The sequence below is a fragment of the Citrobacter sp. Cf118 genome (genome assembly GCF_030334095.1).
Lineage (GTDB): Bacteria > Pseudomonadota > Gammaproteobacteria > Enterobacterales > Enterobacteriaceae > Citrobacter > Citrobacter freundii.
In genome coordinates this window covers 367,473-383,743 of the sequence record NZ_JAOWES010000089.1, presented here as the reverse complement: position 1 = coordinate 383,743, position 16,271 = coordinate 367,473, and the positions used below count along the sequence as shown (strand labels likewise).

The window sequence follows — 16,271 nt, the reverse complement described above, 5'->3', positions numbered from 1 at the left end:
CTATGCATCTGGCACGGGTTACAGGCGTTGTGGTTTCCACGCAAAAATCCCCATCACTGGTGGGAAAAAAACTGTTGCTGGTACGTCGGGTAAGTGCTGACGGAGAGCTTCCTGCGTCCCCAGTGAGTGGAGATGAAGTCGCTGTTGATTCTGTCGGCGCGGGGACCGGCGAACTGGTATTACTCAGCAGCGGGTCCAGCGCCAGACACGTATTTTCCGGCCCTAATGAGGCCATTGATCTGGCTATCGTCGGCATTGTCGACACGCTTTCTCGTTAGGAGGAACTATGGCGATTTATACCCGCACAGGTGATGCCGGAACAACAGCCCTATTTACCGGACAGCGCGTGAGCAAAACGCATCCGCGCGTGGAAGCCTACGGTACGCTGGACGAACTGAATGCGGCGCTTAGCCTATGCGTTTGCGTGGCGAAAAACCCTCAGCACCGGCAGTTACTTGAAAATATCCAGCTGCAGCTTTTTTGGTTCAGCGCCGAACTGGCAAGCGAAAGCGAAGAACCAACGCCAGAGCAGCGCTACATCAGCTCAGAAGAAATTGCGGCACTGGAAGCTGCCATCGATATCGCAATGGGAAGAGTACCGCCCCTGCGCAGCTTTATTTTACCAGGCCGCAGCGAAGCCGCCAGCCGACTGCACTTTGCCCGAACTCTGGCACGTCGCGCAGAAAGACGACTGGTCGAGCTGTCCACCGAGATCTCCGTCAGACACGTGCTGATGCGTTATATCAACCGCCTTTCCGACTGCTTATATGCGCTTGCACGAGCAGAAGATCATGACGCCCATCAAAACGAAATCATTCAGAAAGTGGCTGAGCGCTATCTCGCTGCCGTTCAACCACCAGCCACAAAGGAGCCGACTATGTCTCTGTCTTTTCAGGAGCTCCACCAACTCACTCGCGCTGCGGTGACGAGAGCAGAAGAACTTCAGGTTCCGGTCGTCATTAGTATTGTTGATGCGAACGGTACCCAAACGGTGGCCTGGCGCATGCCTGACGCATTACTCGTGAGTAGCGAACTGGCACCGAAAAAAGCATGGACTGCCGTGGCGATGAAAACCGCCACGCATGAGCTGACATCAGCAGTGCAACCAGGCGCCGCGCTTTACGGTCTGGAAAGCCATATGCAGGGAAAAGTCGTCACCTTCGGTGGCGGGTACGCATTATGGCGTGAGGGTTTACTCCTCGGGGGTCTTGGCATCAGCGGAGGAAGCGTTGAACAGGATATGGACATTGCAGAAACGGCCATTGCGGCGATTAACGTGAGAACACATCAATGAATACTTCAGAACTTGAAACCCTTATTCGTAACATTTTGAGTGAGCAACTCGCCCCGGCAAAAGCAGAAGTTAAGGGTAACGGTATTTTTCCGTCCGTTGGCGAAGCGATCGATGCCGCTCATCAGGCTTTTCTGCGTTACCAGCAATGTCCATTGAAAACCCGCAGCGCCATCATAAACGCCCTACGCGAAGAACTGACGCCTCATCTTGCTTCACTGGCCGCTGAGAGCGCTGCCGAAACGGGTATGGGCAACAAAGAGGATAAGTTCCTTAAAAATAAAGCCGCGCTGGACAACACTCCGGGTATCGAAGATCTCACCACCACGGCGCTAACCGGCGATGGCGGCATGGTGTTATTCGAGTATTCACCGTTTGGCGTAATTGGTTCTGTCGCCCCCAGTACTAATCCGACAGAGACCATTATTAACAACAGCATCAGCATGCTGGCGGCAGGGAATAGCGTTTACTTCAGTCCGCATCCGGGTGCTAAAAAGATTTCACTCAAGCTGATTGCCATGATTGAAGATATTGCTTTCCGTTGCTGCGGAATTCGTAATCTTGTCGTCACGGTCACAGAACCCACTTTTGAGGCTACCCAGCAGATGATGGCGCACCCTAAAATCGCAGTTCTGGCGATTACCGGTGGCCCAGGCATTGTTGCTATGGGCATGAAAAGCGGGAAAAAAGTCATCGGCGCAGGCGCAGGAAATCCACCCTGCATTGTTGATGAAACGGCCGACCTGGTTAAGGCGGCGGAAGATATCATCAATGGCGCATCCTTTGATTACAACCTCCCCTGCATTGCTGAGAAGAGCCTGATTGTTGTTGATGCCGTTGCCGAACGACTGGTTCAACAGATGCAGTCTTTTGATGCGATGCTTCTCAATAGAGAAGAGGTAGACAAACTGCGAGCCGTCTGTCTACCAGAAGGCATAGCCAATAAAAAACTGGTAGGTAAAAGCCCGGCAACCTTACTGGAAGCAGCAGGAATACCAGTTCCGGCAAAAGCACCTCGATTACTGATAGGCATCGTCCAGGCGGACGACCCGTGGGTTACCAGCGAGCAACTGATGCCAATGCTCCCCGTCGTAACGGTGAGCGATTTTAATAGTGCATTAACGTTGGCCCTGAAGGTTGAAGAGGGATTGCATCACACGGCCATTATGCATTCGCAAAATGTGTCACGTTTGAACCTTGCCGCGCGCACGCTTCAGACCTCCATCTTTGTGAAAAATGGCCCCTCTTACGCCGGGATCGGCGTTGGTGGTGAAGGCTTTACAACCTTCACTATTGCGACGCCAACCGGTGAAGGAACAACATCTGCGCGCACTTTCGCACGCTCTCGTCGTTGCGTGCTGACAAACGGTTTTTCTATTCGTTAATGGGGCCGTTATGAATAGCTTTTCACTGCAAACTCGATTGTACAGCGGCCAGGGAAGTCTGGATGTGCTCAAGCGCTTCACGAATAAGCATATCTGGATTATTTGCGATGGTTTTCTCGCGCGTTCTCCCCTGATTGAAAAGCTGCGCAACGCTCTGCCAGCGGATAACCGCATCAGCATTTTCAGCGATATCACCCCCGATCCCACCATCAGCACTGTAGTTCAAGGGATTGCACAAATGCAGTCCCTGCGGCCGGACATCGTGATGGGTTTTGGTGGCGGCTCAGCACTGGACGCCGCAAAAGCCATCGTCTGGTTCAGCCGCCAGTTCGGTATTGAAATTGAAACCTGTGTCGCAATTCCCACTACCAGCGGTACGGGCTCCGAGGTAACCAGCGCCTGCGTGATTAGCGATCCGGATAAAGGCATTAAATATCCATTGTTTAATAATGCGCTTTATCCAGACATGGCCATCCTTGATCCAACGCTGGTCGTCAGCGTACCGCCAGCCATAACCGCGAATACCGGCATGGACGTGTTAACGCATGCGTTGGAGGCATACGTGTCCACGAAGGCCAGCGACTTCACCGATGCACTAGCTGAAAAAGCGGCTCAAATCGTCTTCCAGTATCTGCCTGTCGCCGTCAGCAAAGGCGAATGCCTGGCAACCAGAGGGAAAATGCACAATGCGTCAACGCTCGCGGGAATGGCATTTAGTCAGGCTGGACTGGGGATCAATCATGCGATTGCCCATCAGTTGGGCGGTCAGTTTCATCTGCCACACGGACTTGCCAATGCGCTGCTGCTGACCCATGTCATTCATTTTAATGCTCGCGATCCGCGGGCTGCGAAGCGCTATGCCCGTTTCGCTAAAGCCTGCCATTTATGCCCGGATAACGCGAACGATACAGCGGCATTGAATGCGCTCATTCATCATATCGAGCTACTCAAAAAACAGTGTGCGTTGCCTTCTTTAGTTGACGCGCTTAAAGACGGAAAGCAAGCCTGGTCGCAACGTATCCCGTCGATGGTTCAGGCCGCGCTGGCTGATGTCACGCTGCAAACCAATCCTCGTGTTGCCGACGCCAGTGCCATGCAGGAACTGCTTGAGGAATTATTATGAAGACAGCCATGACGGCAGAGTCCACGCTCTATGATGCGCAGACAATTCGCGAACGCGTTCGCGCAGCGGGTGTTGTCGGAGCCGGAGGCGCAGGCTTTCCTGCTCACGTAAAATTACAGGCGCAGGTCGATACTTTTCTGGTCAATGCGGCTGAATGTGAGCCAATGCTGAAAGTTGACCAGCAGTTGATGGCCGTCCAGGCTGAGCGACTTATCCACGGCGTTCAATATGCCATGACGGCTACCGGAGCCAGTTCCGGAATTATTGCGCTCAAAGAGAAATACCAACAGGCTATCAATGCATTAACGCCCCTTCTGCCTGCCGGGATCCGCTTACATATTTTGCCCGATGTCTACCCGGCAGGTGACGAGGTTCTGACCATCTGGATGGCAACAGGCCGGAGAGTTCCGCCTGCCGCGCTGCCTGTCAGCGTCGGCGTAGTGGTCAATAACGTCCAGACAGTGCTCAACATCGCGAGAGCAGTTGAGCAGCAGTACCCGGTTACGCGTCGTACCTTGACCGTTAACGGCGCAGTCGCCAGTCCCATCACACTCACAGTCCCTATCGGAATGTCTTTACGTGACGTTCTGGCGCTGGCCGGGGGTGCAACCGTTGACGATCCCGGCTTTATTAACGGTGGTCCGATGATGGGCGGCCTGATTACTTCACTGGATACCCCAGTCAGCAAAACCACCGGGGGCCTGCTGGTTTTGCCTAAGTCTCATGCGTTGATTCAGCGGCGGATGCAGGATGAACGCACTGTGCTTTCTGTTGCAAAAACCGTTTGCGAGCAGTGCCGTTTGTGTACAGATTTGTGCCCAAGGCATTTGATCGGTCATGAATTATCCCCGCATCTGCTGGTTCGTGCGGTTAATTATCAGCAGGCGGCCACGCCGCAGCTACTGCTCACGGCCCTGACCTGCTCAGAATGCAATGTGTGTGAAAGCGTTGCCTGTCCGGTTGGGATTTCGCCGATGCGAATCAACCGCATGCTTAAACGCGAGTTGCGGGCGCTCAACCATCGTTATGAAGGGCCGCTAAATCCTGAGGATGAAATGGCGAAGTACCGGCTAATCCCGGTTAAACGCCTTATTACCAAACTGGGTCTTAGCGACTGGTATCACGATGCGCCACTGGTTGAGACTGATTATTCCACAGACAAAACGACGCTGTTGTTACGTCAGCATATAGGTGCCAGCGCCATCCCATATGTAGAACAAGGCGAACGCGTTGTTCGCGGTCAATGTGTTGCCGATGTACCGTCCGGTGCATTAGGCGCGCCTGTTCACGCCAGTATTGACGGTATTGTCAGCGAGATCACTGAGCAATCCATCACGGTAATAAGAGGTTAATCATGTCTCAGGCTATAGGGATTTTAGAACTCACCAGCATTGCCAAAGGAATGGAAGCTGGCGATGCCATGTTAAAAAGCGCGAATGTGAATTTACTGGTCAGCAAGACCATCTGCCCGGGAAAATTTCTACTCATGCTCGGTGGTGACGTAGGTGCCGTACAACAGGCGATTGCCACTGGAACATCTCTTGCTGGCGATATGCTCGTTGATAGTCTGGTACTCCCCAACATTCATGCCAGCGTACTCCCCGCAATCAGCGGACTAAACAGCGTAGATAGGCGTCAGGCAGTTGGTATTGTCGAAACATGGAGCGTTGCTGCCTGCATCTGCGCCGCCGACCGGGCTGTTAAAGCCTCCAACGTCACGCTGGTACGCGTCCATATGGCATTTGGTATTGGCGGCAAGTGTTACATGGTCGTAGCTGGCGATGTATCCGATGTGAATAACGCGGTGACGGTTGCCAGTGAAAGTGCGGGTGAAAAAGGCCTGCTGGTTTACCGCTCGGTCATCCCCCGTCCACACGAAAGCATGTGGCGACAGATGGTGGAAGGATAATGGAAAGACAACCCACCACGGATCGTATGATTCAGGAATATGTTCCTGGCAAACAGGTCACGTTGGCGCACCTTATCGCCAATCCCGGTAAGGATTTGTTCAAGAAACTGGGATTACCTGATTCGGTTTCAGCGATCGGTATTCTGACCATTACCCCTAGCGAAGCCTCAATCATCGCCTGTGATATCGCCACGAAATCAGGGGCGGTAGAGATTGGTTTTCTCGACCGGTTTACCGGCGCGGTGGTACTGACGGGCGATGTTTCAGCCGTTGAGTACGCGCTGAAACAGGTAACCCGAACGCTGGGCGAAATGATGCGTTTTACCGCGTGTCCCATCACCCGGACGTAATCTCATGAAACGTATCATGCTAATTGGTCCCAGCCAGTGCGGTAAAACGTCGCTCACGCAGTGCATGCGCGGAGAGGTGCTCCACTATCAGAAGACCCAGGCCATAGTCTGGTCACCTACGACAATAGACACACCGGGTGAATATCTTGAGAACCGCTGCCTGTACAGTGCGCTGCTGGCCAGCGCCTGTGAAGCGGACATTATTGCGCTGGTACTCAATGCAGACGCGCCGTGGTCACCATTTTCTCCCGGTTTTACCGGACCAATGAACCGACCCGTTATTGGCCTCGTTACCAAAGCCGATTTAGCCAACCCGCAGCGTATTTCTCTTGTGGAGAGTTGGTTAGTTCAGGCTGGTGCGCAAAAAGTATTTGTCACCAGCGCGCTGGAGAATACCGGAGTCGATGAGATGTTCATTTTTCTGAATGCAAAGGAACCTTCATGTCTCACAAAATAATGGCCATTAATGCAGGTAGTTCCTCGCTTAAGTTTCAACTACTGGCGATGCCGCAGGGTGAAATGATCTGCCAGGGGTTGATAGAACGTATCGGTTTGTCTGATGCACAGGTCACCCTAAAAACACAAGCGCAGAAATGGCAGGAGACTTTGCCCGTAGCAGATCACCGTGAAGCCGTAACGTTGCTTCTGGAAAAACTGCTCAACCACCACATTATCAGCAGTCTGGAAGAGATCGACGGCGTGGGCCACCGCGTCGCACACGGCGGGGAATCCTTTAAAGATTCCGCGCTGGTAACTGATGAAACGCTGGCAGAAATCGAGCGACTCGCGGAACTGGCTCCTCTGCATAACCCAGTAAATGCGTTGGGGATCGCGGTATTCCGCCAGCTATTGCCCAAAACGCCAGCCGTTGCGGTGTTCGACACCGCGTTTCATCAAACGCTTGATGAGCCTTCTTTCATCTATCCCCTGCCCTGGCGTTACTATGTCGAGTTGGGTATTCGTCGTTACGGTTTTCATGGTACCAGCCACAAATACGTTAGCTCACAGCTTGCTGAAAAACTGGGTGTGCCACTCAGCGCCCTGCGCGTTGTTTGTTGTCATCTGGGCAACGGCAGCAGCATCTGCGCGATCAAAGGCGGACAATCGGTGAATACGTCAATGGGCTTTACACCACAGTCTGGCGTGATGATGGGCACGCGAAGTGGCGATATTGATCCATCCATTTTGCCCTGGATAGCCCTGCGAGAAGGCAAAACACCCCAGCAGCTCAACCAATTGCTCAACAATGAGTCCGGATTGCTCGGTGTTTCTGGCATCTCACCTGACTACCGCGACGTTGAACATGCCGCAGATACGGGCAATCACCAGGCTGCGCTGGCGTTGACGCTTTTTGCTGAGCGCATTCGTGCCACCATTGGTAGCTATATTATGCAGATGGGCGGTCTGGATGCCCTGGTTTTTACCGGTGGTATTGGCGAAAACTCCGCACGGGCGCGCGCTGCGATTTGTCGTAACCTGAATTTCCTGGGTCTGGCCGTTGATGAGGAAAAAAATCAGCGTAATGCCACCTTCATTCAAACGGAAAATGCGATGGTCAAAGTAGCAGTGATTAATACCAATGAAGAGCTAATGATTGCGCAAGACGTTATGCGTTTAGCGATATCTGAAACTGTGACATTGGGCATTCCTGCATAATACTGCAGCACCTCAAATTGCGGCAAATCATGGTAATAGCGCGATCGCCATGACACTATGCGCCGAGGATTGCTGATCACATAGGTGAAGACGTGGCTGTTGCGCAATGTCCCGCATCGTGCGGAGAACTTATCCAGGGCTGGATTCTGGGCAGTGAGAAATTGGTCTCCTGCCCGGTTGAATGGTATAGCACCGTTGAGGTCACTTCAGGTTCACCGCTGACAGATGAACGTCCACTTTCGCGAGCAATGGTTGAGAGGTTATTGCTGCACTGGCAATACCCGGCACACATGAGTCAGGATATCCGAATAGATGTCCAGTCAACCATTCCTGTCGCTAAAGGGATGGCCAGCAGCACAGCGGATATCGCCGCCACGGCAATCGCCACGGCACAGTATCTGGGGCATCAGCTAGACGAATCCACTCTGGCGCAGCTTTGCGTTTCGCTGGAACCTACCGACAGCACCGTTTTCCGCCAGCTTACGCTGTTCGATCATAACGACGCCTCCACGCAAATTGCCTGTGAATCCCAGCCTCAACTCGATCTGCTGGTTCTCGAAAGTCCGGAAATCTTGCTTACTGCTGATTATCACCGTACTCCACGTCAGTCAGGGCTACTGGCGGGCGCCCCAGCACTGAAACGCGCATGGGAAAAGGTACAGGAAGCCTGTATCAGTCAAAACCCTTATCGGATGGGCGAGGCCGCCACGCTGAGCGCGATCGCCAGCCAGTTGCTGTTACCTAAACCAGATTTTGATTCACTATTAGCACTGGTAGAAGAATGTGATTTATACGGTGTCAACGTCGCGCACAGCGGCAGCGTCGTCGGTCTGATGCTCGACAGAAAGCGTCATGATGTGGACTACATTAAATGGATGCTGACGCAGAAAAAATTAACATTGCACTGGCCGGAACAACATTTGTTGCGGATGGTAACTGGCGGGGTCGAACTGCAATAAGGGCCGCCGCTAAGCAGCGACCCAAACGAGCATAAAATCGTTACTCAGCTTTCGCATCGGCGTTTTTCACTTCGCCCATCGCTTTCAGCTTTTTAGAGATGTCACGGCGCTCTTTAGAGATCTCAGCGTTTTTGATGATGTAATCATCAACACGATCTTCATAATCGCTTTTCATGCTGGCGATAATGCCCTGAATCGCTTCCACGCTCATTCCAGGCTTGATGTAGTCGCTCAGGTTGTCCAACAGCAGAACGCGTTTCTGGTTGTCACGGATCTTTTTCTCAACGTCCTGAATTTCACGTTGCAGTTTGTTTTTACGACGGAACAGACGAACAAATTCCAGCACGTCCTGGAAAGAAGGCTTGGTAGTTTCCATTTTTACACCCCTGATAATGTGAGATTCGGATTCGTTAAAACAACGGCTAAAGTGGGTCAACATTACTTTCATGCCCGCCATACTTCAAGTTGCATCTGCATCGACAATGCATGGTTGAAACCTGAATTATCGAGGGTAAAGCCATTGCAGTTACCAATGGTTTTAGCCTTTTTCAGTATCATACCTCTAATCTTTGCTGAATCGAAGCAGCAGTAGAACCTATCGCCTCATCTGCTCTTTATTTGCGCAGCGCGCGACAGATTAAATGTGAGAGCAATTCCAGCTGTCGCGCCATTTCCATGTTCAACCAAACGTAGCCGTGAATGGGCGTTTCTGCGACATAATCGCCTTTATGCTCAGCAATGAGCTGACGTAACTCCGCCACGGTGTCATTGAGCTTTTCCGTATTGGCAAGCACCGGCTGCGGATTCCCTTCGTACAAGGCGTGGGTTATGGTCAGTAGCGCCTGCTGCGTCCTGAGCTGAGTTTCACGCAAAGTTTGCGCATTCAGCATGACAAAGTGGCTGGTGCGGCTGGCCCAAAGTGCATTAATTTGCAGCTCAAGCATGCAGACCAGATTGCGGTTAACCGTTTGAATAGCCTCAAAAATGGATTTTTGAATACGGGTTTCTTTACTGGCGGGAACGATGAGCCCGCGCATTTTGACAACGTCACTTAAGAGCTGCTGCAAATGCTTCTCAAGCCGCGGTTGCTCAAGCAAATTAGGGGATAGCGCGGCCTGATACACCCGATTATATCCCGTCACACAATGTGCCAATTGGATACGCCAGTGTATAAATGCCCGCTGCGGCCAGATGCCGGTAAACAACATCGCCAGTAACGAACCCAAAATAACATCGCCACCGCGCCATAACGCGGTATTCATATCTCCGGCAGGCGCCCCCACGACCACGGCAAGCGTAATGCCAATCAGCAGCGCCTGATACGGCCTTTTACCCAACGCCAACCAGCCACAGAGAAACATCGCCACCGCGCACCAGATCAGCATTAGCGGAAGCGAAAAGAGTTCCAGACGCAGGGCAATCAATCCAAGCACCGAGCCCAGGATCGTTCCGCCTATACGCTCAAACGCTCTGGGAACAACGTTACCCCAAAAAGAAATTGGCCCCATAATCACCACCAGCGTGATCAGAGGCCATGTACCTTCGGGAATGTTTAACAGGCGTACCAACAGAAAAGTAAGAAGAAACGCCAGCGCAATGCGAATGCCATGCACCACACGATAATGACGATACAAACGAATTTCAAAAGGACTCAGAGACTTATCTGCACGCACTCATGCACTCCGTCAGGGAATAGCAAAGAAGCGAATTGTACCTGTTTTTACGGTGAAAACATCATCCTGATGACCAGGACATTCATCCTGATTTACACCAAAAACAGTTACTTCAACTGTACCGGCACGTACATTTCAATGTCCCAGTAACCGTCCTCCATGCCGTTGTTCATATAAACTTCAAAACAGGGTTTAGCCGCTATCGCATACGTCGAATCCTGCATCAGGCGCTCAAAAAACTGATACCACGGCGTCGCGAAGTCATGATTTTCAACGCGCGCAACGGCTATAGCATAGTCGCCACCTGCCAGCTCGGTCTGGATCACGCCTTCGCTGTTTTCCGGGATCTCAAAACCTTCAGGCACAGACACCACGGTATCACAACGCAGTTTTTCCGCCGGAACAACGTCAGGATTGTCGTAATAAACGGCTATCCATTCCAGCGGTACGATCTGCTTACCGTCGACCCACATCATTAACTGTTCGAAACCTTGCTTTACCGTTTGTTCCCACGGTCCAACCATATGGAAACCGGCAATTATGCGTTTCTCGACCTGCTTTATCTCGTACTCCATATAACCTCCGTTATTACACTGTATTTATATACAGTGTAATTTTTAGGTATGACGGCCACAAGGAATCAGTGATTATTATGTGAGCAGATTCGCACTCTTGCCAGTCAGGCACATCAGGAAAACTACGCCTTATGGCGGAAGTAATCGCTCAAACGCGAGAAGACGCCACCTTCGTTGACAGACTCCAGCGTAACCAGAGGCCAGTGCGCCACCAGTTTATCCCGATCGTAGAGTTCAATTTCCCCCACACGTTGATGGGCTGCAATCGGGGCGACCAGTTCTTTCTTATCAAGAACATATTTTGCCTTGATATTCGCGACTTCGGCTTTAGGCAGGGCCATCCAGAAATCCTGCTCTGTGCCAAGGCTAATTTTTTCTTTATCGCCATACCAGATCCGTTCAATACCGACCTGCTTACCGCTACGTAAAACCTGCACGGTATCGAAGTTCTGTTGTCCCCATTGCAGCAATTTTCTCGCCTGGTCTTCACGTCCTTTCGCACTCTCCGCCCCCATAACAACCGCAATCAGGCGGCGCTGCCCATCAACAGCAGAAGCAATCAGGTTGAATCCAGCGCCGGAGGTATGCCCAGTCTTCAGACCGTCGACGTTCATGGTTTTATCCCACAACAAACCGTTACGGTTTTGCTGCGTGATTCCGTTCCAGGTAAGGCTTTTTTCACTGTACATATGGTAGAAATCCGGCTCTCCATGGATGATAGCTCGCGACAGCACGGCCAGATCGTAAGCTGAGCTATGCTGACCTGGCGCATCCAGACCATGTACCGTTTCAAAATGCGTGTCCCGCAGGTTCAGCTTTTGCACATAGTTGTTCATCATCGCGACAAACTGCGGCTGCCCTCCGGCGATGTAATCCGCCAGCGCCACACAGGCATCATTACCGGAATCAACAATTAACCCGCGACTCAGGTCGCGCACAGAAACGCGATCCCCTTCTTTCAGGAACATTAAGGATGAACCGACGAATACCGGATTATCTTTCGCCCAGGCGTCGCGCCCAACGGTGACAATATCTGTCGGACTAATACGCTTGCTGTCAATTGCGCGATCGACAACATAACCAGTCATCAGCTTGGTCAGGCTGGCAGGGTTGCGCTGCTGGTGTTCATTTCCGGCTGTCAGGATTTGGCCCGTGGTGTAATCCATTAATACCCACGCTCCGGCATTAATCGCGGGTGGCTGTGGGGAAAAGCTTACGACCTCGGTCGCGTAAGCGGGCGAAAAACTCATCGCAAAGAGTGAAGCGGCAATAAACAAACGGCGTTTCAACAGCATGTCCTCAGGAAATGGAAAAATAGCCGTTCTTTTTACGGAAGTTCTGGCGAACAAACATGGATAAATTGCAAGAAAATGTGACACAAGGCACATTTTCTTGCTGTAAGGAAAGGTTTTCAGATATCAACCGCGGCGGACATTACCCTTTGCGCGGTGCTGTCTCTGCGTGATGGCTGCGATGACGATGATAGCCATCTATCATGCTGCGGAAAATTTGCCCCGGTGTGTCACCCAGCGTGCACAGGTAAATATGTGCACAGATGAACAGTAAGCCGACAATCGCCAACACCATATGCAACACCAGCATCACAGGCCCTGCCCCTATCACCTGCGGGTAGAGACATAACAACCCGGTAATGATCAACAGCGGAACCAGCGCATACATGATGGCCAGATAAGCCAACTGTTGTAGTGGGTTAAATTTACTCTCTGCCGTTGCGGCAAACGGGTGCGGCTCACCTTTCATGATGCCATACAGATAAAAGCGCGTTTGCAACAAGCAGCGTGATATCAACCCGTTAAACTTCACCCGATAATGACAACCGTTGCCGCTGGTTGCGTTGATTAGCACAAAACCAACCCAGAAGGCCAACAGGGCGAAGCCGCACCAGGTATGTACCTGCACCATCAATGCCACCGGTCCGACAGAGAAGTGCCCAAACAGGCCACTCAGCAGAAGCAGGATAAAAAGCAGCGCATTACCCCAGTGCCAGCGGCGAACTGCCAGCGAATAGAGGTAATCCCGATGTTCTTCTCCAGTTGCTGTTTTGGGTGACAACATCCGACGTAACAGCGCGTGTATAACCAGGCCCGCAATCATCAGCACAATAACAACGCCTGCATAAATGAGCCACAGCGGCCAGTAGTCCGGCGCATAGTTAAGCTCTGCTCCCCAGATAGAATTCATGCTTTACCCTCCTGATGGATCTCTTTACGCCGATAAACACTCACCGGGCCGCTACGCGTATCCTGCTGGCGATAAACCTCTTTTTGATTTATCCAGTGCTGAATTTCCGGGGCGTCACGACGACCAAATTTCAGCGCATCCGTCGGGCAAACGGAAACGCAGGCGGGCGATTGTCCAGTCTCCAGTCGGGTATCTGCACAGAAGTTACATTTGTCGGCAATTCCCGTTTGCGGATTGAGATAACGGACGTGGAACGGACAAGCGGCAACGCAATAGTCACAGCCAATACAGCGAGACTTATCCACTTGCACAATGCCATTTTCGTCGCGAAATGACGCACCGGTCGGACAAACGCTGACACACGGCGCATCTTCACAATGCTGACAGGAAACGCGAACAAACTGGAAGTGGGATAGCACCTCGGGTTCATGTTCGGGTGAACGGATCTGCACCTGTAGACGGCTAAATCCCTCTGGCACGTCATTCAAAACTTTGCAGGCAACCGTACATGCCTGACAGCCGATACAGCGTTTCTCGTCATGCAGCATGACATAAGGGTTTGTATATTGATTCATGATGTTCTCCTTTCTCATGCCCGACGAAGCGTAACGCCAGCGGTGTGGACCACCGTACCGGAAACCGGACTGGTGACATGCGGCAGCAAATTACCGCAATGGATACCGTGCGTTGTCGCTGCGGTTTTGGCTCCCGCCTTGGCGCCAAATCCCATATAAACAAACAGCGTATCGGGCCGAATTCCGGCGGTGACCAGCGCTTTGCCTTTTTCCTTGCCGGTCGCATTTTCCAGCCAGATGTCATCGCCGCTTTTGATGCCTTTTTCACGGGCCGTTTGCGGGTGGATCCACACCGCGTTGTCCCACATCAACTCGCTAAGCAGTGGCACGTATTGCGTCGCACCGTTGGTATGAACAGCCACTTTTCCCTGGATAAAATAGAGCTCACTATCGCCTTTGAGCGCAAAATTGCGCGCGCGCGGAATACCGTAGCCAGGCAGGAGCGTCTCCAGCTCTTCAGAATAAAGTTCTATTTTTCCTGACGGAGATTTAAAGCGCAGTTGCTCCCCATAGGTACCGTCGCTGTCAACCGCCACCGCGCCCGGATAGCGTTCCACAAACTGACGCACCGCTTCAGGTTCACGCAGCAGTAACGGAACACCCCACTCCCGATACCCTTTCTCACGCAGTTCAGCAGACAGCGCATGATCGCCATTAAGCTGGTATAACTGACGCGTTTGCATATCCTGCCATGGGTAGAATTGCCCAAGGCCTAACTGCACGGCCAGCTCTTTCCAGATTTGCCAGCTTGGACGCGCATCACCAATAGGTTCTACTACCTGCTGGCGCAGGGCATAGGCTGGATTCAGACCCGACATGTCTGAAACTTCTTCATCGCGCTCAAGGTAAGTACATTCAGGCAAAAGGTAGTCGGCATACGCCGCGCTTTCGCTTAGATAAACATCACAACTGACCACAAGGTCGAGCTGTTCAACGGTTTTGACCAGATCTGGTCGACAGGTTACGGTTTGGAAAGGGTTGTGTCGGGACATAATCCATCCCTTCACCGGATAAGGCGTCTGGTTTAACACAGCATCAATGATGCTTTGCACCACACCACCGCCCGCCGCGATGTACTTAAACTGCGGGGCTACCAGATCGATACGCTGCGCCGTTGGCTTGGGTAATTTGACATCGGGTTTTGCCAGCACCGGAGCGACCTTCTCTCCGGCCAGCTTATTATAAGTTGCCGCCGCTTTTTTCTGGTATAAACCGCCTTCACGCTCAATATTGCCAAGCAGCACGTTGAGGGTAAAAATCATGCGCCGCATATCAATTTCTTCTTGCGAGAACGTCGCACGATGGCCCGGGCTGACGATAGCATGAGGCGCGCAGGCGGCCATTTCTCGGGTGACCCGAACAATGACATCAGCAGGCACATCAGCTTGCTTTTGCGCCCATTCCGGCGTGGTCTCTTGTACTGCTTCTGCCAGTTGGTCAAACCCTGTGGTGTAGCGCGCAACGAAGTCCGCGTCATACAATTTTTCATTGATCATGACGTGACACATGGCCATCAACACCGGCAAGTCGCCGCCCGGTTTGAGCGCATGCCATTCATCCGCCTTGCTGGAGAAGACGGACAGACGAGGGTCGAAGCTGACCATTTTTGCGCCCTTTTCCTGCGCCATCATCAGTTCATGCGTTTCGGCAACCTCAATTCCTTCATAAAGGTTGTGACCAAAAGAGACCATATAACGGGTATTGGCGATATCCATGGCCAAATCGCCGCCCATCATCACTTTGGCGGCAATCGATTTTCCGGCCGGGCATGTCGACGCGTGCGTAAAGGTGTTTGGCGATCCGAAAGCCGTCGCCAGTTGAAATAAATGCCCTGAAAGCGAACCGGATTTAGAAGAAAAGACGACGCCCTGAGGACCATGCTGCGTTTTAATTGCCGTCATTTTTTCGGCAATTTCTTTATACGCTTGTTCCCAGCTAATAACCTGCCATTCTCCGCTCCCGCGAGGTCCTGTGCGTTTCATGGGTTTAACAATGCGATGAGGGTCGTTGACCAGGCTAACGCCGCTGCCGCCACGAGCGCAGACACGCGTGCCTTGTTGAGGAGCATTAGGGTTCCCTTGAATAAAAACCGTTTTGTTATTAATTACCTGCGCCTGTATCGGGCAACGATAAGAACACATTTCACACAAACTTGGCGTCAGGGATGTTTTCCCTTTGATACTCTCAGGAGAATTTCGTGCCAGTGCGCCTGGCGGAAAACTGCCTATCGCACAGGCTGAACAGCCTATACCCACTCCTCGCAAAAAATTACGCCGACTAATGCTCATATAACCTCCTGTTATTAGATATATCCAATGATTATATGGCGTTTAGAATATTTATTTTTTACATCAATCACATTTCATTACAATGCATGACAGCGAATTGACACAAATAAAAACTCTTTGTTTATAAAAGACTTTTAAAGTTTCCAGAACCCAATAAAAGAAGAAGAAAATAACAATAACGGTTATCAATTAGATTGTTTACAAATCCGCAACTCCAAGATATTTTATTTCCGTAATTTATTTTAACAGTGAGGAATTTATTTATTAATTCTATAAAAGTCCTGT

Annotated in this window: 17 protein-coding genes; 10 read left to right on the top strand and 7 right to left on the bottom strand. The window is 51.6% G+C overall.

Translation table 11 applies throughout. The features are described 5' to 3' along the window. Positions 1-2: 2 nt before the first annotated feature. From OGX67_RS25425 to OGX67_RS25380, 10 genes are all read left to right on the top strand, one after another. Positions 3-278 (top strand): EutN/CcmL family microcompartment protein, encoded by a 276-nt coding sequence (locus tag OGX67_RS25425; RefSeq protein ID WP_003030211.1) that lies wholly within the window; start codon positions 3-5, stop codon positions 276-278. An 8-nt stretch (positions 279-286) separates the two neighbouring features. Then, a complete protein-coding gene (gene pduO / locus OGX67_RS25420) occupies positions 287-1,294 on the top strand; it encodes a two-domain cob(I)yrinic acid a,c-diamide adenosyltransferase PduO (RefSeq protein WP_003030208.1) in 1,008 nt (335 codons plus the stop codon). Next, a complete protein-coding gene (pduP, locus tag OGX67_RS25415; RefSeq protein ID WP_257651084.1) occupies positions 1,291-2,676 on the top strand; it encodes a CoA-acylating propionaldehyde dehydrogenase PduP in 1,386 nt (461 codons plus the stop codon). Before pduO ends, pduP begins: the two co-directional genes overlap by 4 nt. Before the next feature lie 10 nt (positions 2,677-2,686). Then, positions 2,687-3,799 (top strand): 1-propanol dehydrogenase PduQ, encoded by a 1,113-nt coding sequence (locus tag OGX67_RS25410; protein ID WP_003838997.1) that lies wholly within the window; start codon positions 2,687-2,689, stop codon positions 3,797-3,799. Then, on the top strand, positions 3,796-5,151 hold the full coding sequence (gene pduS / locus OGX67_RS25405; protein WP_257651083.1) for a cobalamin reductase PduS: 1,356 nt from the start codon (positions 3,796-3,798) through the stop codon (positions 5,149-5,151). Before OGX67_RS25410 ends, pduS begins: the two co-directional genes overlap by 4 nt. Before the next feature lie 2 nt (positions 5,152-5,153). Next, on the top strand, positions 5,154-5,708 hold the full coding sequence (gene pduT, locus OGX67_RS25400) for a propanediol utilization microcompartment protein PduT (RefSeq protein ID WP_016150580.1): 555 nt from the start codon (positions 5,154-5,156) through the stop codon (positions 5,706-5,708). Next, positions 5,708-6,058 (top strand): propanediol utilization microcompartment protein PduU, encoded by a 351-nt coding sequence (pduU, locus tag OGX67_RS25395; protein ID WP_003030198.1) that lies wholly within the window; start codon positions 5,708-5,710, stop codon positions 6,056-6,058. Before pduT ends, pduU begins: the two co-directional genes overlap by 1 nt. 4 nt (positions 6,059-6,062) lie before the next feature. Beyond that, positions 6,063-6,515 carry a propanediol utilization protein PduV gene (pduV, locus tag OGX67_RS25390; protein WP_003030195.1) on the top strand — a complete coding sequence of 151 codons (453 nt, stop codon included), beginning with the start codon at positions 6,063-6,065 and terminating at the stop codon, positions 6,513-6,515. Further along, a complete protein-coding gene (locus OGX67_RS25385) occupies positions 6,500-7,714 on the top strand; it encodes an acetate/propionate family kinase (RefSeq protein ID WP_257651082.1) in 1,215 nt (404 codons plus the stop codon). Before pduV ends, OGX67_RS25385 begins: the two co-directional genes overlap by 16 nt. Before the next feature lie 92 nt (positions 7,715-7,806). After that, on the top strand, positions 7,807-8,673 hold the full coding sequence (locus OGX67_RS25380; protein WP_057063971.1) for a GHMP family kinase ATP-binding protein: 867 nt from the start codon (positions 7,807-7,809) through the stop codon (positions 8,671-8,673). Positions 8,674-8,713: 40 nt separating this feature from the next. Here OGX67_RS25380 and OGX67_RS25375 read toward each other — a convergent pair whose 3' ends face one another. The 7 genes from OGX67_RS25375 to phsA all read right to left on the bottom strand — a co-directional run bounded on the left by OGX67_RS25375 (position 8,714) and on the right by phsA (position 15,986). After that, a complete protein-coding gene (locus OGX67_RS25375) occupies positions 8,714-9,049 on the bottom strand; it encodes a DUF496 family protein (protein ID WP_003030187.1) in 336 nt (111 codons plus the stop codon). Positions 9,050-9,287: 238 nt separating this feature from the next. Continuing rightward, the gene (locus tag OGX67_RS25370) at positions 9,288-10,346 is read right to left on the bottom strand and encodes an FUSC family protein (protein WP_003030186.1); all 1,059 of its coding nucleotides are present in this window, start codon (positions 10,344-10,346) and stop codon (positions 9,288-9,290) included. Between the two features lie 107 nt (positions 10,347-10,453). Further along, positions 10,454-10,921, bottom strand: a complete 468-nt coding sequence (gene sbmC, locus OGX67_RS25365) for a DNA gyrase inhibitor SbmC (protein ID WP_003030184.1) — start codon at positions 10,919-10,921, stop codon at positions 10,454-10,456. A 122-nt stretch (positions 10,922-11,043) separates the two neighbouring features. Beyond that, positions 11,044-12,216, bottom strand: coding sequence for a serine-type D-Ala-D-Ala carboxypeptidase DacD (dacD, locus tag OGX67_RS25360; protein WP_032935099.1), 1,173 nt, complete (start codon positions 12,214-12,216; stop codon positions 11,044-11,046). A gap of 139 nt (positions 12,217-12,355) precedes the next feature. Beyond that, positions 12,356-13,123 carry a thiosulfate reductase cytochrome B subunit gene (gene phsC / locus OGX67_RS25355; RefSeq protein ID WP_003838979.1) on the bottom strand — a complete coding sequence of 256 codons (768 nt, stop codon included), beginning with the start codon at positions 13,121-13,123 and terminating at the stop codon, positions 12,356-12,358. Beyond that, on the bottom strand, positions 13,120-13,698 hold the full coding sequence (phsB, locus tag OGX67_RS25350; RefSeq protein WP_257651081.1) for a thiosulfate reductase electron transport protein PhsB: 579 nt from the start codon (positions 13,696-13,698) through the stop codon (positions 13,120-13,122). Before phsB ends, phsC begins: the two co-directional genes overlap by 4 nt. 14 nt (positions 13,699-13,712) lie before the next feature. Continuing rightward, on the bottom strand, positions 13,713-15,986 hold the full coding sequence (gene phsA / locus OGX67_RS25345) for a thiosulfate reductase PhsA (protein WP_003838975.1): 2,274 nt from the start codon (positions 15,984-15,986) through the stop codon (positions 13,713-13,715). Between the last annotated feature and the right edge of the window lie 285 nt (positions 15,987-16,271).

What these genes read in the sequence shown, in the direction of transcription:
- OGX67_RS25425 (WP_003030211.1), top strand. Translation starts at nt 3, where the DNA reads ATGCATCTGGCACGGGTTACAGGCGTTGTGGTTTCCACGCAAAAATCC.
- pduO (WP_003030208.1), top strand. Translation starts at nt 287, where the DNA reads ATGGCGATTTATACCCGCACAGGTGATGCCGGAACAACAGCCCTATTT.
- pduP (WP_257651084.1), top strand. Translation starts at nt 1,291, where the DNA reads ATGAATACTTCAGAACTTGAAACCCTTATTCGTAACATTTTGAGTGAG.
- OGX67_RS25410 (WP_003838997.1), top strand. Translation starts at nt 2,687, where the DNA reads ATGAATAGCTTTTCACTGCAAACTCGATTGTACAGCGGCCAGGGAAGT.
- pduS (WP_257651083.1), top strand. Translation starts at nt 3,796, where the DNA reads ATGAAGACAGCCATGACGGCAGAGTCCACGCTCTATGATGCGCAGACA.
- pduT (WP_016150580.1), top strand. Translation starts at nt 5,154, where the DNA reads ATGTCTCAGGCTATAGGGATTTTAGAACTCACCAGCATTGCCAAAGGA.
- pduU (WP_003030198.1), top strand. Translation starts at nt 5,708, where the DNA reads ATGGAAAGACAACCCACCACGGATCGTATGATTCAGGAATATGTTCCT.
- pduV (WP_003030195.1), top strand. Translation starts at nt 6,063, where the DNA reads ATGAAACGTATCATGCTAATTGGTCCCAGCCAGTGCGGTAAAACGTCG.
- OGX67_RS25385 (WP_257651082.1), top strand. Translation starts at nt 6,500, where the DNA reads ATGTCTCACAAAATAATGGCCATTAATGCAGGTAGTTCCTCGCTTAAG.
- OGX67_RS25375 (WP_003030187.1), bottom strand. Translation starts at nt 9,049, where the DNA reads ATGGAAACTACCAAGCCTTCTTTCCAGGACGTGCTGGAATTTGTTCGT.
- sbmC (WP_003030184.1), bottom strand. Translation starts at nt 10,921, where the DNA reads ATGGAGTACGAGATAAAGCAGGTCGAGAAACGCATAATTGCCGGTTTC.
- dacD (WP_032935099.1), bottom strand. Translation starts at nt 12,216, where the DNA reads ATGCTGTTGAAACGCCGTTTGTTTATTGCCGCTTCACTCTTTGCGATG.
- phsC (WP_003838979.1), bottom strand. Translation starts at nt 13,123, where the DNA reads ATGAATTCTATCTGGGGAGCAGAGCTTAACTATGCGCCGGACTACTGG.
- phsB (WP_257651081.1), bottom strand. Translation starts at nt 13,698, where the DNA reads ATGAATCAATATACAAACCCTTATGTCATGCTGCATGACGAGAAACGC.
- phsA (WP_003838975.1), bottom strand. Translation starts at nt 15,986, where the DNA reads ATGAGCATTAGTCGGCGTAATTTTTTGCGAGGAGTGGGTATAGGCTGT.